Source organism: Pseudomonas sp. SDO5591_S426 (genome assembly GCF_054070755.1).
Genome location: NZ_JBSVXD010000001.1, coordinates 140,617 through 155,735 on the forward strand (window position 1 = coordinate 140,617; position 15,119 = coordinate 155,735).

The following is a 15,119-nucleotide window of genomic DNA, read 5'->3' on the forward strand; positions in this document are numbered from 1 at the left end:
CCGCGCTCCCACTTACCCCGCCACCACAAAAATGATAATCGGCCCACACACCGCCAGCAGCACATTGGAAATCGCATAACACACCGTAAAGCCAATCACCGGCGTATTGCTGCCGGACTGTTCGATGATCTTGTTCATCGAAGCGGCCTCCGTCTGTGCACCGGCCAGGGCGCCGAACAGGATCATCGGGTGCAAACGCAGCACGTAGCGGCCGAAGTACAGCGCCACCAGCGGCGGCAAGATGGTCACCACGGCGCCAGATAACAACAGCGCCAGACCTTGCTCCTTCATGGCCGCGAACGCCGCCGGCCCGGCCAGCAGCCCCACTACCGCGCCGAACGCGGTCAAGCCAAACTCGGAGAACGCCCATTGCGCGGCCGGCGGCAATGCGCCAATTTCCGGGTGCCGCGAGTTGTACCAGCCAATCACCAGAGCGGCGACCAACACGCCGCCACCAATACCAAGCTCCACCGGGATCATGCCGATGTGCGTAGACAGCAACCCCAACAATGAGCCCAGCACCATCCCCAGCGTGTGCACGGCGATGTCGCTTTTGTAGTTGTTTTCACGAATCCGCCCCAGGCGTTTGGCCAGGGCCTCGACGCTGGCGGTGCGGCCGGTCAGGGTGATCACGTCGCCCCGGCGCAACACGGTATTAGGCAGCAGCGGCAGTTCGTAGCCCTGACGGGTAATGGTGTTGATGAAGCAGCCCAGGCGCCGGGTGTTTTCCAGGCGGGCTTTGGCCTGGTGAATGGTCTTGCCGGCGAACTCCGGTGAGGTCAGGACAATGTCGACCTGACGGGTCGGAAACGACAGCGACTCGATGTGATCGATCTCCGGCCCCACCCACTGCGAGAGCGGGCCGACCGCTTCACGCAAGGCGTAGACGCCAATGATGTCGCCGGCCTTGAGGGTGAACCCTTCGTCGCGCTCGATGATTTGGCCGGCGCGCACCACTCGCTCGACCGTCAGCGACTCGTGCTGGCTTTCAAGTTCGGTAATCCGCAGGCCATCCGCCGGCCCATTGGCCGCCACCTGATGCGCACGCACGACAATACGCGTGTACGGCACGGTGATCGCCTCTTCTTCCTTGGCGATCCCCAACTCAAGTTCCAGTTCCCGGGCCGACGCCTTGAGGTCCACCCCCAGCAGCTTCGGGGCAATGCTGCCGACGAAGACAATCAGACCGATGGTGCCGAACAGGTAGGTAATCGCGTAGGCAATTGCCATATGGCTATTGAGTTCGGCTTTGGCGGCGGTGTCGATCGCCAGTTGATTGATCGCACTGGTGGCGGTGCCCATGATCGCCGTGTCGGTCAGCGCCCCGGCGCCAAGGCCGGCGGTGAAGCCGGCGTCAAAGTCGAAGATCGCATTCATCAGCAGGATCGAGCCCAGCGCCGTCGCGCACAACACCACCGACAACAGCACCAGTTTCAGAGTGCCGCGATTAAGGCTGCCGAAAAACTCCGGGCCACTCTTGAAGCCGACCGCGTAGATGAACATCACAAAAAACACTGACTTCAATCCGGTCGGCACTTCCAGGCCGATCTGACCGATCAGCAGCCCCATCAACAATGCCCCGGCAACCGAGCCGAGATGAAAGCTGCCAATGTGGATGCGACCGATGAAGACGCCCAGCGCAATGGCCAGGAACACCGCGATTTCCGGGTCGGACCGCAAGGCATGGAGCAGAAACTCGAGCATGGTGCGGTCTCCCTTTCAGTGCGATCAAAGATCCTTCGGTTCTTGCGCTGGCGCTGTGTACCACTTGTCCCTGGGCACCCGTTTCTCTTCGTTCGGATCACCCAAATAGTGCGGCGACATGATCTGCACGCCGTACTCGTTGAACACGTCCTGGATGTTGGCGTGCAGCATGCTCAGCAGCACGGCGCGCGGCCGAGGCTGGCTTGGAATGGCCTGGGCCACGAGACGATACTCAGGGTAAAAGTCCGACAGTGCGGTCTGGAACACCTGGGCTGGCGGCACTTCGAGAATTCCCGGCGTGCGTTGGGCCGCTTCCAGCAGCATCGCTTCTACTTGGCGCCAAGGCGTGTCGTAGCCGATGGTCACCACGGTGTCGACCACATAGCCGGGGCCTTGCACCGTGCGGGAATAGTTTTTGGTGACCGTGCCGGTAATCATTGAATTGGGCAGGGTCAGCACTTCCCCGAGACCGGTGCGAATGCTGGTGGTGAACATGCCGAGCTCAGTGACCGTGCCTTCATAGTCGCCAATGCGCACGAATTCGCCGGGGCGCAGAGTCCGGGTGTAGGTCAGGATCAGGCCCGCCGCTGCCTGACCGACCACACTGGTGGCCCCGAGGGAGATCATCAGGCCGATCAACACCGACAACCCCTTGAACGCGTCGGTGCCCGCGCCAGGCAGATAGGGATAGGCCATGGCCAACGCAAACAACCAGATCGCCAGGGATGTCAGGCGCTGGGTTGGTTGCAGAGTTTCATGGTTCAGCCAGCTCAGGGTGCCTGGCATGGCCATGCGTCGCAGGATCCGGCGCATGAACGCGGTCGCGCCACGGGCGATGAAGAAAATCGCCAACGCCACACCCAGCCCCGGTATGGCACCGACAATCCCTTGCAACAAATAGTCGGCGACTTCCAGCAAATAGTTGTTGAGGCTTTCACCCCAGGGCCGTGTATAGGGAAAACGCGACAGGACAAACCCGAGCCACTCGTACGTGAGCAGCAACACGACGGCCCAACGCAGCAACTCCAGCAGGCGGCTGACCAGCGGATAGAGGTAATTGGCATCCACCAGCGGCACCCGCCCGACTTTCAAAGCCTGCGTGTGCCGATGCATCAGCTCGGGCAGTTTCTTCAGAAGTTTGCGTCGCAGATAGGACATGCCCAGTAACAAGCCGATATAGATACCGGTGGCAATCAGTGCCGCAACGATCGACCGGATGATCAACCGCAGGCTGCGGGCTTCCTGCGTTTCAGCCACCACCTGACGCAATTTGTCTGCCGCGGCTTCGGCAGCCTGCTGCACCGAGTCGAATTCGGTTTCGTCAAAATCCTTGGGCGACACGATAAAGGCGCGTCGGCTACCCAGCAGCACCATGTAGCTTTTCATGATCGGGTCGATAGTGACCGTAAGATCGTCCGCATCATCGAGCGCTTCGCTGATGACCGCTTTGGCGCGTTTTACCCGCGATGCCGGGGCTTCGCCGAGAATGGTCGCGCGAAACACCATGATGTTGCGGTTGGCTACTTTCAGTTCGGCAGGCGTATCAGCCGTTTTCGGCGGATCCTCGGCCCACAATTGCACCGACCAGAGCATGCCGAAAACAGTAAACAATACAGCGAGCAGCCTGCTCCGCATGGGTCAGATCCTTACTTCACATAATTCACACCGAGGGTTCGTATCGCAGCGTAGTTCACCGATGAACGGTTGTCAGATTTCAACGGATGGCGGTTGTGCGGCCCGCCAGTTTCGCGGCGAGAGCCCGGTCCATTGTTTGAAATGCCGGCTGAACACCGAGACATCGGCATAACCCAGATTCAATGCCAGATCGGTGATGCTGGTTTTGTCCCGCAGCAAGTTCTGCTTGGCGATTTCCAGGCGGGTTTCCTGAAGCAAGTGGCTGAAGCTGCTGCCTTCCGCTTGCAGGCGTTTCTGCAAGACCCGAGGTTGCAAACCCAGTGAGCTGCTGACGGCATCGATGCCACATTCACCGGTATGCAGCAGGCTGCCGATCAAATGGCAGACCTGCGCCTTGAGGTTGTCCGGGTACTGGGTCTTGAGCAACTGCATGCGATGCACCAAGTGTTCACGCATCAACTCTTCATTGGCCAGCGGCGATCGCTTGAGGAACTCGAAAGGAAAGCTGACGCCGTCGAAGGCACTGTCAAAACGCACCTTGCCGTACACATTGCCCGCTTGCCAGCCAGGGCTCTTTACCGCGCCTTGTTGCAGGTGCAGGCGAATTTGCGGGCTATCGGCGCCGGTCATTATTTTCACGGCATTGAACAACTGCGCGGCACTGAGCTGACTCAAGTGCAGCAAACCGCTGGTGTTGCTGAAGTCAAAATTCAACCGGACTTCGGCACGCTCGCCGCGCTGACTTTGTTCCAGATGCAAGCCGCTGGCGTGCAAATACAGGTATTGCCGGGCAAAACCCAAGGCATCGCCCACGGTCGGCTGCCGACTGCCCGACAACGCCACTTCACCGATGGCCAACAGGTTCTGGCGCGAGGCCAGCCGCAAGCCGAACAGCGGTTCCCGGCATTGCCGCGCGGTTTCATCGAGCAGGTCTGCGGTCTTCTCATAAGACAGATAACTGTTCGGTTGACGCAATTGGGCAACGACCATTCCGGCGTCACGCAACAGAGTGACCGGGTTTTGTCCTAGCTCGGCAACAAGGTTGCCAAAGCCATCGATTGCACCGCTGCGCAACAGGAACATGTCGGGTCGCTCTTCGTATCAATATTCGTAATAAATCAACTTTCATTCGCCAAATGTCAAGTCGATAAAGGCGCGCAAAGGTAAATTGTCAGCACTCCCAACCTCTCAATAACGGGTCAGTCCATGACGAAGTGGAAGTATCGGCGCCCGCGCGTTGCCTATCTGTCCGGCGGTGGCAGCGGTATCGGGCTGGGCATTGCCCTGGCACTGCTCAATGAAGGCACGAGCGTGGCGATCTTCGATCTGCTGCTCGCTGAAGACGTTTACCAACGGCTGCGCCAGGCCTGCTCGGCGCCGGGTCAATCGGTAGCGTGGTATCCGGTGGACGTCACCGATCCTTTGGCGATGGATGCCGTCATGGCAGAGGCGAAGACACGGCAAGGGTCAGCCGACCTTGCCTTCAATTGCGCCGGTTTGATGCGCAATGGTGTGTTCACCGAGTTGTCGTTTGCCACCTTCACCCAGGTGATCAACGTCAACCTGATCGGCAGCCGCAACTTCGCCGCCAGTGCCCTCAAGCACCTCTCGCCCCAAGGGCATCTGGTGTTCATGGCGTCGCTGGCCGGGATTGTCGGCAGCTACACGCAATCGGCCTACGCCGCTTCCAAGTTCGGCGTGGTGGGTCTGGCCGAAGTACTGCGGGCCGAACAGAAACTGTGTGGCATCGATGTGTCGGTGGTCTGCCCCGGCGAAATCCAGACGCCGCTGCTCGACTACGAACGCCAGCATGGCAGTCCGGTGACCCGCTCGCTGAACGCGGTTGCCGGGGTACTGACGGTGGATCAGGCAGTAGCCGGAATCCTGCGTGGCATCCAGCGCCGGCAATTCATGATCACGCCGGGGTTCAAGGCCAGGTTGATCCGCGCCCTCGCCCGTAAATGCACGTCGCTGCAGCGCTGGATCGTCGACCGCAATCTGGCGAAAAGTCTGCGCGGTAACGGCACCGTGCTCAACGACTGATCCCGCCCCCATCACCCACAGGACGCTGCAACATGAGTGCATTTGAACAAATCCGCCATTTTGAAGATTCACGCGCCGCTGCCGGCCAGCAGGCGCGCGTCGAGGACACCCGTTTTGCCGCGCTGCAATTTCGCGCTGACATGTTGAACGGTCCCAAGGCCCGCTATTTCGAATCGTTCAATCTGGTCAAGGTGCCTTACCCGGTCCGTTACGGCCTGCGCAATGCGTTCTCGCGCGAGCGTTTCGTCGAGTACATGCACATCCAGAATCGCTTGTTCGTGGTTCAGTTCGACACGCCCCAAGGCGTGAAAACGATGCTGGTCTCGCCCTCGGACCACGAGCGGAACGGTGAAACACCGTTCTTCCGCCGCTTGCAGGACCGCACGGCCAACTGGCTGACCAAAATCCTTATCGACCGTCAGAACACCGTGCCCGAGATCCTCGCGCGCCTTGGTCTGCGCCCGGAAGATATTGACTACATCACCTACGACCACTTGCACACCCAGGACATCCGCCGCTGGCTCGGTACTGACAAGCAACCCGGGCTGTTCCCCAACGCCAAATTGCTGGTGCACTGGCGCGAGTGGGAGTCGACCAAGGATCTGAACCCCTATCAGGCTGACTGGTACTGCCCGAGCGGCATTGCCGGCGTGCCGGAAGACAAGGTGATCTGCTTCGATGGCTCGATCATGCTCGGTGACGGCGTGGCGCTGATGCACACCCCGGGGCACACCGAAGGCAACCATTCGATCGTCGTGCACACCGACGAAGGCCTGTGGGTCACCAGCGAAAACGGCGTCAGCGTCGATGCCTACGCGCCTCATCTGTCCAGCGCCAGCGGTGTAGCCGATTACGCGCGGATGATCGGCACCGAAGTGATCATCAACGGCAACACCCTGGAAAATGCCGTCGACCAGTACATCTCCATGGTTCAGGAAGCGACCGTCGCCGGGCCATCCAAGCGTGACCCGCGTTTTCCGAATGTCTTTCCATCTTCCGAGATGACGCCGTTCTGGATGTTCCCGGGCACCCGGCCAGCGTTCTACGTCGGGCATGCCAAACACGGCAGTCTTCACCGACGTTGAGGCGTCCAGTCAGGCATTAACAACGCCGCTCATTTTTGCGCAACGGTAATACCTGAACCACACTGGCTGGGGATTGCCGTTTCCGCATTGAACAGGAATTCAACATGCACTTTATTCGAACTGCCGTGCTGGGTATCGGCCTGAGCCTCGCAGCGATGGGCGTTACCCAGGCTGCCGAAAAGCCCAATATCGTCGTGATCATGGTCGACGACATGGCACCCATGGATGTCTCGGCCTACAACCGCGGGCTCGGCGCCGTCACCACGCCCAACATCGATCGGCTTGCCCAGGAAGGCATGATGGTCTCGGACTACTACGCGCAACCAAGCTGCACCGCTGGCCGCGCTGCGTTCATCACCGGCCAGTATCCGATTCGTACCGGCCTGACCGCCGTCGGCCAGCCGGGTGCGAAAGTGGGTATCCAGGACAGCGACGTGACCTTGGCTCAATTGCTCAAGGCCCAGGGCTACGCCACCGGGATGTTCGGCAAGTCGCACATCGGCGATCGCAACGAATACCTGCCGACCGTCCACGGCTTCGATGAATTCTTTGGCTTCCTCTATCACCTGAACGTGATGGAAATCGCCGAGATGACCAACTTCCCCAAAGACCCGAAATTCCCCGGCATTCCGCGCAACATGATCCACTCGGTGGCAACGACCAATGACGACGCCACCGAAGACCCGCGCTGGGGTCGTGTCGGCAAGCAGAAGATCACCGATGAAGGTCCGCTGACCATTGAGCGCATGAAGAGTGTCGATGACCAGTTCACCGACCTGTCGATCGACTGGATCAAGAAACAGAAAGCCGCCGACAAGCCATTCTTCCTTTGGTACAACCCGTCGCGCATGCACCAGAAGATCCACGTCAGCGATGAATGGCTGGGTAAAAGCGGCCACACCGAATACACCGACGCGATCATGCAGCTCGACTTCCTGGTCGGCAAACTGCTGAAAACCCTGGATGACCAAGGGCTGGCGAAGAACACCATCGTGCTGTTCACCTCCGACAACGGCGTCAACCTGTCGCACTGGCCAGACTCGGGTGCAGCGTCGTTCCGCGGCGAAAAAGGCTTGACCTGGGACGGCGGTTTCCGCGTGCCGATGCTGGTGCGCTGGCCGGGCAACATCAAGCCCAACACCTGGACCGGCGAGTTCATGACCTCCGAAGACTGGGTTCCGACCCTGATGGCTGCTGTCGGCCAGACCGACGTCAAAGAAAAACTGCTCACCGGCCTGCAAGTCGATGACAAGACTTTCAAGAACCATCTGGACGGCTACAACCAGCTGGACATGCTGACCAAGCCCGACGGCAAATCGAACCGACACGAGTTCTTCTTCTTTGGCGAAACCCACATGAATGCCGTGCGAGTGGATCAGTGGAAGGTGCACACCGCCGTCAAGGACAAGTGGATGGATGAAGCCAAAAATATCCCGGGCGGATTGGTCATCGACATCAAGGTCGACCCGTATGAACGTTCGCCTGAAGCCGGCGACCACTTCCGTTGGCAGCAGCAGCGCAGCTGGATCATTCCGATCATCGCGCCCTACATGCAGGCTTTCGCCAAGAGCATGAAGGATTACCCGCCGTCGCAAAAAGGCGCGGGGGGCATCGGCATGGCTTCGATGTCGAACTGACGCAACACCCCAACCCGTCTCATCACCCTCAGCACATGCGAAACCGGGCGCCCCCAAGCAGGGCGTCCGCCAAGCGCATGGGAGAGTCTTCATGCCTAAAAAATCGATATGGCTACGCTGCGCCCTGGCAACTGCCGTGCTCAGCAGTGGCATTTGCAGCACTACGGTTTTCGCCCAAAGCCAGCCCGATGCATTGCTGAGCATGCCCACCAGCCAGGAAAACATCGTCGCCGGGCTTGAAGCAGACGCTTACGCCAACGGGATCAACGCTTACGTCTGGGGTTATCCGCTGGTGCGCATGGAGCGCGTGATGCGCGACTACACCTCGGTACCGAGCCCGCGTCCGGCCACCAGCTACCGCGCCCCGCTCAACCAGTTGGGCTGGGCCGAGACCCTGGCCACGCCAGCGGCCAAGGACATGCCGACCGCCAACAACGACACCTTGTACCTGAGCTCGGTGGTGCAACTGGATGAACCTTATGTGCTGCACGTTCCCGACACCGCCGACCGTTACTACGTGGTCGACGTGTTCAACATGTGGCAGGAACTGGAGCATTACGTCGGCCGCCGCACCACCGGCACCGCCGCAGGCGATTACGTGCTTGTGCCACCGGGTTGGCAAGGCAAGCTGCCCGAAGGCCTGAAACGCCTGGATGTCAGCACGAAAAAGGTCTGGCTCTGGGGTCGCTTGCACGTCAAGGACGGTGAAGACCTGGCGCCGCTGCATGCCTTGCAAAAACAGTTCACCCTGCGCCCGCTGTCGCAACGCGACAACCGAGACTATCAGGCCAAGACAGAATCCCTGTCGCCACTACCAGCGGCGAGCGACGATGGCCTGGATTTCTTCCGCGAACTGGCGGCGGCGCTCAAGGACAACCCGGTAGCATCGCGTGACGAAGCCCTGTTTGCCCAGTTCGGCCGCTTCGGTCTGACGGCCAAGGGTTTCGATCCTTCGCGACTCACTCCACCACAAAAGGCCGGACTGCTACGAGCCCTGGCCGATGGCCCGAAAGTCGCGGTGTCGGCGCTGGCCACGGCGGCGACCCAGCGTAACGGCTGGGCCTGGGCAACCGGTCTTGATCAGTTCGGCACCAACTACCCGCTGCGCGCGCTGGTCAGTGGCCCTTACCTGGGCGGTCAGGGCGAGAAAGAAGCCATGTACCCGCTGCGTTCCACCGATGCCAAAGGCCAACAACTGTCCGGCGCCAAGCGCTATGTGCTGCGCTTCAAGAGCGCGCCACCGGTGGATGCCTTCTGGTCGCTCACGGTCTACAACGCCGTGGACAAGATGCTGGTGGACAACCCCATCGCCCGCTACAAGCTCGGCTCCGATACCCAGGGCTTGAAAGTGCGCGCCGACGGCTCATTCGAAGTGCCGTTGCAAGCCGAAAAACCCGAAGGCGAATTCGCCGCCAACTGGCTGCCGGCACCCAAGGGCCCGTTCTACATGATCCTGCGGCTGTACCAGCCAAAAGGCGAAGTGCTTGAAGGCAAATATGAACTGCCGCAGGTGGAAGCCGTTGAATAAGCTCAGCCAACCGAAATTCATGCGCATGAACCTCACCGCATTGGCCATGAGCAGCCTGTTGATCGCCCTGCCGGCCAACGCCAACGCCAACGCCAACGCCAACGAAACGGTGATTCCGGCAGGTCCAGTGGCCAACACGGTGATGACACCGGGCTACGCCCGCGCCGTGGCGCAAATCGCTTACGCCTGGGGCTGGCCACTGGTGAACCTGCAAACCCGGCGCATGATGTACGAGCAAGTGCCAGTCGTTGGCCTGCTCGGCCCGACCCCGGTGGCGCCGGTCAATCAGTTGGCCATGCTGTCGGACTACATCGACCCGGACATCCGCATCGTCGCCCATCCCAATCAGGACGTGGTTTACGGTTTCGGCGCCCTGGCGTTGGATAAAGAAGCGGTGATCCTGCAAGTCCCGGATTTCGGCGAGCGCTTCTGGATGTTTGAACTGGCCGACCAGCGCACTGACAGCTTTGCCCAGGTGGCAAAAATCTACGGCACCAAACCGGGCTTTTACCTGATCGTCGGTCCTGACTGGAAAGGCGAAAAACCTGCCGGCGTCGAAACGGTGCTGCGCTCGCCGACCAATACCGGCGTAGTCATCCCGCGGGTGTTCATGGCGGATACGACAGAAGACCGCCAGGCAATCCAGCCGGTCCTGAACCGGATCGCCATGTACCCGCTGTCGGCATTCGACGGCAAGGTGAAGACCATCGACTGGAAAAACCTGCCCAAGCTGCCGTTACCCAAAGCTGCCGTCGACAAGCCGGCCGGTGAAACGAAATGGGTCACGCCCGGGCGTTTCTTTGCGCAATTGAAGCAGGTGCTGGCCGAGGTGCCGCCGCAGCAGGGGGAAGAATCGCTTTATGCGCAGTTCCGTGCGCTGATTGCCGCTGGCGAAGCTTACCCGGCCATTGCCAAGGTGCTGCAAGACACCGCGCAACAAAGCGAAAAAGATATCGTCGATCCACTGTTCTACCTGAGCAGCAACGGCGTGCGCATCGCCAATGGCTGGAACCGTCCGTTCAACAACGCGGCCTTCGGTACTGATTACCTGACCCGCCTGGCGATTGCCAAATCCAACATCTTCGAAAATCACGTTAACGAAACCACCTACCTGTTCCGCGAAGAAGACGGCGATGGCCAGCGACTCACCGGCCAGCGCAGCTACACCTTGACCTTCCCGTCCGGGCAAACGCCACCGGTGTCGGGCTTCTGGTCGCTGACCCTGTATGACCCGCTGCACTTCTTCGCCGCCAACGAGATCAAGCGCTACTCGACCGGCACCAAGAACAAGGACCTCAAATACAACGCCGACGGCTCGCTGACGTTGTACATCCAGCACCGGCGCCCGACGGAAGACAAAGTGGGTAATTGGCTGCCCGCACCGGAGCACAAATTCGCCCTGACCCTCCGCGCCTATGGCCCGTCGGCCGCCCTGATCAAAGGCGACTGGACACCGCCACCCTTGCTGCCAAGTAACCACAAATGAAAATGTCTGAATCATTGATACTCCTCGCCCTGGCCGGCAGCTCCGCACAAGCGCTGGCCGGCGGCATTCAACTCTACGAAGTCGGCCAGGAAGGTGCAGGATTGGCCAATGCCGGTTCGGCGGCGCTGGTCAGCGACCCGAGCGTGCTGATGACCAACCCGGCCGGCATCAGCGCGCTCAAGGGCACTCAGGTCAGCCTCAACGGCCAGTCCGTGTTCGGCGACCTCGGCTTCCAGCGCGACAGCGGCAATGATTTCTCGGGCAACGAAGGCGGCAACCCGCTGCCGATCCTGCCGGGAAGCAGCCTGTTCATCAGCCATCAGCTCGATGATCGGGCCAGCATCGGTTTCGGCCTGTACGGGAATTTCGGTCTGAGCGTGAACTACGACGATGACTGGGCCGGGCGCTACTTCACCCAGAAGTCGACCTTGCTCGGCATCTCGATGCAACCGACCTTCGCCTACAGGATCAGCGACGATCTGTCGGTCGGCATCGGTCCGCGTCTGGTGGTGGGTTACTACAACACCGAAATGGCCGTCGACAACAATGCGTTTCTGCCGGTCAGCCCTTTCAAGCAGGATGGCCAGTTGCAGTACAAGGACACCACCACCGGGGTCGGTTTGAACGTGGGCCTGCGCTATCAACTGGATGCACGCACCACAGTGGGGTTGGCCTACACCAGCAAGGTCAAACTCGACTTTGAAGACTCGCCACAAGCCGAAGGCATCCAGAACCCGTTGCTCCGGCAAGCCCTGTCCGGGCTCGACGCGGATAACCTGGAACTGGACATGAACATCCCGCAGACACTGACCCTGAGCGTGGCCCACCAACTCACCGAGCAATGGACCCTGCTCGGTTCGGCGAACTGGCAGGACTGGAGTGATTTCGGCGATATCGGCGTCTCGGTGGACAGCGCGGCGGGTTCGGTCTCGCGCACGTTAAGTCGCCAGTACCAGGACACCTGGCACCTGTCCTTCGGCGCACAGAACCAGCTCAGCCCGAAACTGCGCTGGAACATGGGTGTGGCCTACGACAGCTCGGCGGTCAAGGACAAGGACCGCACCGTCGACAACCCGATGAACGAGACCTGGCGCCTGGCCACCGGCCTGCACTATCGGCTCGCCGAGGACATGGACGTCAACGTCAATTACACGCTGGTCTGGCTCGGCGACATGGACGTACAGCAGCGCAAGCGTTCAGGCGAAACCCTGTCGGGGCAGTACCCCAACAGCGCACTTCATATCATTGGCGGCGGCGTGACCTGGCGTTTCTGATTCAACCCAGGGTCGCGCCCCGGCGCGGCCCGCCATACAGGCAAGCAAACCCATATGACTTACCTCACCCGTGCGTCATCACTGCATGGTTTCAACGAGTTCGCCCGCAGCCAGAACATCAATCCCGACTTGCTCTTGCGCGAAGCGGGCCTGCCTCGTGATGTCCTGGAAAACCCGGACGCGCTGATCTCCTTTCACCGCTTCGCCCTGGTGCTTGAACTGGCGAGCAAAGCCAGCGCCAACCCGATATTCGGGCTGGAATTCGGTCTCTATCAGGGCGTGGGCATCTTCGGCTCGCTGCTGTATCTGGTGCGCAACGCCAGAAGTGTCGGTGACGCCCTGCGCGATCTCGGACACTACTTTCACGTGCACGATAACTATGGCGATGTCGTGGTCCATCAGGCCGATGAACATGCCCTGCTCTACTACGCCAGCGAGGCGGAAAACCTGCCCGGCAGCCGTCATGTCAGTGAGCTGGTGGTCGGCGTCGGGCACCAATTGATGCGCACCCTGCTGGGCAATCGCTGGCAACCGGCGGTGGCGATGTTCCAGCACTCGGCGGCGGTCAATCCCGTGCGCTACCGGCGATTGCTCGGTGTGGCGCCGAGGTTCAACAGCGCCTTCGATGCATGGATGTTCGACGTCAACCTGCTGAGCGTGTCCTTGAGCGATACCGACCCGGCGTTGCATCGTCTGATGCAACAGCATCTCGACAACATCAGCCGCCTGCACACTAATCAGTTGCCTAGCCATATCCAGCGATTGCTACGCAGCTTCCTGCCCAGCGGCCGCGTGACCATCGACTACATCGCCGACTTCATGCGCCTGAGCCCGCGCTCGCTGCAACGCCACCTCGCCGAGCAAGGGACCTCGTTCCAGACACTGCTCGACGACACCCGTCAGTCCATGACGTTGCGCTACCTCGAAGAATCGGACATGACCCTGATGCAACTCACCGAAGTGCTGGGTTACGCCAACCAGAGTGCTTTCAGCCGTGCGTTCCAACGCTGGTTTGGCGTGAGTCCGCGACAGTGGTTGAAGCAGCAGAAGGCACGTTCGTAGCCTCAGTATTTCAGACAATGAAGATCCAATGTGGGAGCGGGCTTGCTCGCGAAGGCGTCCGGACAGGCAACACTTGAGCAATGCCGAACGACAATTCAAAGAACAGGAAAACCACCAGCAGCGAACTCGCGCCATGGGCCAGGGCATATGCCTGCCAAGCTGCAAAAAGGAATCTGGCCACCGCGTCATACCGCCCGTAAACCTGCTGCGGATCGCGAATCCGCAGCACCGCCCACACGCAAACAATTGAGCCCAACAGATTCGCCATCAACATGTGCACCGGCGCGAACGGCGGCAGCTCTCCAGGCAGACTCAAAGCCTGACTCACAGCCGTCAACAGCCCATGCAGCGCCGCGAAACTCCACGGTGTGACAAACGCGATCGTAACGATCAGGTCATACCAGGCACTGCCTTGCACCAACCGGCGATATTGCGTTGAAGTCCACATCGTCATTGCTCCATCAATTCAGGGAGCAACAACGCTAAAGCCTGGAGTATGCTCCAGGGTCAAGCCCTCCATGAGATGTGATGATGCGCATCGGTGAATTAGCCCAGGCCAGCGCCGTCAGCCGCGACACGCTGCGTTTCTACGAGCAACGAGGTTTGATCGCCGCGCAACGCAGCGCCAATGGTTATCGCGACTATCCGCCAGACATGGTGCAACTGGTGCAATATATCAAGACGGCTCAACGGCTGGGCTTTACCCTCGGCGAGATCGGCAACAGCGTCGCAACGATCTGGCAGTCGCCCGATCCCGACACTGCCGTCACGCAACTGCTGCAAGACAAACTCAAACTGATCGAAGCCCGCATGGCCGAACTCGGCGCGCTGCGCGAAGAGTTGCAACAACGGCTCGGGCAACAGTGTCCATTGAATCCACGACTCTGACTTTTCAAGGAAGCCACTCATGTCTACGGCAAAAACCGCACTCATCATCGGCGCCTCCCGGGGCTTGGGCCTCGGTCTGGTGAAGACCCTGCTGGCCGATGGCTGGCAAGTCACCGCCACCGTGCGTAACCCGCAGAATGCCGAAGCCTTGCAGGCCTTGGGCGATGTGCGGATCGAGAAACTCGACATGGACGACCAGCAAGCGGTGATCGCACTGAACCAGCAACTCAAAGGCGAAGTGTTCGACCTGCTGTTCGTCAATGCCGGGGTCAAGGGACCGGAAGTCCAGACGCCGAACGGCGGTGCGACGCTGGCGGACGTCGGTCAGTTGTTTTTCACCAACGCCGTGGCGCCGATCAACCTGGCGCAGCGCTTTGTCGGGCAGATCCGCCCGGACACCGGCGTGCTGGCGTTCATGAGTTCGGTGCTGGGCAGCGTGACCATGCCTGACGCGCCGGAGCTGGCGCTGTACAAGGCCAGCAAGGCTGCGCTGAACTCCATGACCAACAGTTTCGTCACTCAGTTGGGCGATACAAAACTCACCGTGCTGTCGTTGCATCCGGGCTGGGTGAAAACCGACATGGGCGGTGAAGGTGCGGACATTGATGTGCAGACCAGCACGCGCGGGTTGGTTGATCAGGTGAATGCATATGTCGGCAAGGGTGGGCATCACTTCGTCAATTACCGGGGTGAAACCATTCTCTGGTAACACCACCACCAACTTGTAGGAGCTGCCGAAGGCTGCGATCTTTTGATTTTTAAAGGCAGGATCAAAAG

General features: G+C 60.2%; 13 protein-coding genes. 9 read left to right on the forward strand and 4 right to left on the reverse strand.

Going from position 1 to position 15,119, the window contains the following annotated elements:
- Positions 1-12: 12 nt before the first annotated feature.
- The 3 genes from aspT to ACW9JC_RS00570 form a co-directional block, all read right to left on the reverse strand.
- Positions 13-1,704 carry an aspartate-alanine antiporter gene (gene aspT / locus ACW9JC_RS00560; RefSeq protein ID WP_457452889.1) on the reverse strand — a complete coding sequence of 564 codons (1,692 nt, stop codon included), beginning with the start codon at positions 1,702-1,704 and terminating at the stop codon, positions 13-15.
- Between the two features lie 24 nt (positions 1,705-1,728).
- Positions 1,729-3,339: a mechanosensitive ion channel family protein gene (locus ACW9JC_RS00565; protein WP_457452891.1), complete on the reverse strand. Its 1,611-nt coding sequence runs from the start codon at positions 3,337-3,339 to the stop codon at positions 1,729-1,731.
- A 72-nt stretch (positions 3,340-3,411) separates the two neighbouring features.
- Positions 3,412-4,422 (reverse strand): helix-turn-helix domain-containing protein, encoded by a 1,011-nt coding sequence (locus ACW9JC_RS00570; RefSeq protein ID WP_448107952.1) that lies wholly within the window; start codon positions 4,420-4,422, stop codon positions 3,412-3,414.
- Positions 4,423-4,545: 123 nt separating this feature from the next.
- Between ACW9JC_RS00570 and ACW9JC_RS00575 the strand changes: the two genes are divergently transcribed.
- The 7 genes from ACW9JC_RS00575 (at position 4,546) to ACW9JC_RS00605 (ending at position 13,454) form a co-directional block, all read left to right on the forward strand.
- Positions 4,546-5,382 (forward strand): SDR family NAD(P)-dependent oxidoreductase, encoded by an 837-nt coding sequence (locus ACW9JC_RS00575; protein ID WP_448107953.1) that lies wholly within the window; start codon positions 4,546-4,548, stop codon positions 5,380-5,382.
- A gap of 32 nt (positions 5,383-5,414) precedes the next feature.
- The gene (locus ACW9JC_RS00580; RefSeq protein WP_457452892.1) at positions 5,415-6,467 is read left to right on the forward strand and encodes a hypothetical protein; all 1,053 of its coding nucleotides are present in this window, start codon (positions 5,415-5,417) and stop codon (positions 6,465-6,467) included.
- A gap of 104 nt (positions 6,468-6,571) precedes the next feature.
- Positions 6,572-8,104, forward strand: a complete 1,533-nt coding sequence (locus ACW9JC_RS00585) for an arylsulfatase (protein WP_448107955.1) — start codon at positions 6,572-6,574, stop codon at positions 8,102-8,104.
- A gap of 91 nt (positions 8,105-8,195) precedes the next feature.
- The gene (locus ACW9JC_RS00590) at positions 8,196-9,632 is read left to right on the forward strand and encodes a DUF1254 domain-containing protein (protein WP_457452895.1); all 1,437 of its coding nucleotides are present in this window, start codon (positions 8,196-8,198) and stop codon (positions 9,630-9,632) included.
- Positions 9,625-11,118, forward strand: coding sequence for a DUF1254 domain-containing protein (locus tag ACW9JC_RS00595; RefSeq protein ID WP_457452897.1), 1,494 nt, complete (start codon positions 9,625-9,627; stop codon positions 11,116-11,118). Before ACW9JC_RS00590 ends, ACW9JC_RS00595 begins: the two co-directional genes overlap by 8 nt.
- Positions 11,115-12,392, forward strand: coding sequence for an OmpP1/FadL family transporter (locus ACW9JC_RS00600; RefSeq protein WP_457452899.1), 1,278 nt, complete (start codon positions 11,115-11,117; stop codon positions 12,390-12,392). Before ACW9JC_RS00595 ends, ACW9JC_RS00600 begins: the two co-directional genes overlap by 4 nt.
- A gap of 54 nt (positions 12,393-12,446) precedes the next feature.
- Positions 12,447-13,454, forward strand: coding sequence for an AraC family transcriptional regulator (locus tag ACW9JC_RS00605; protein ID WP_457452901.1), 1,008 nt, complete (start codon positions 12,447-12,449; stop codon positions 13,452-13,454).
- Between the two features lie 10 nt (positions 13,455-13,464).
- Here ACW9JC_RS00605 and ACW9JC_RS00610 read toward each other — a convergent pair whose 3' ends face one another.
- Positions 13,465-13,902: a hypothetical protein gene (locus ACW9JC_RS00610; protein WP_457452903.1), complete on the reverse strand. Its 438-nt coding sequence runs from the start codon at positions 13,900-13,902 to the stop codon at positions 13,465-13,467.
- Between the two features lie 83 nt (positions 13,903-13,985).
- Between ACW9JC_RS00610 and ACW9JC_RS00615 the strand changes: the two genes are divergently transcribed.
- Positions 13,986-14,342, forward strand: coding sequence for a MerR family transcriptional regulator (locus tag ACW9JC_RS00615; protein WP_448109860.1), 357 nt, complete (start codon positions 13,986-13,988; stop codon positions 14,340-14,342).
- Positions 14,343-14,361: 19 nt separating this feature from the next.
- Positions 14,362-15,051 (forward strand): SDR family oxidoreductase, encoded by a 690-nt coding sequence (locus ACW9JC_RS00620; protein ID WP_457452905.1) that lies wholly within the window; start codon positions 14,362-14,364, stop codon positions 15,049-15,051.
- Positions 15,052-15,119: the final 68 nt, after the last annotated feature.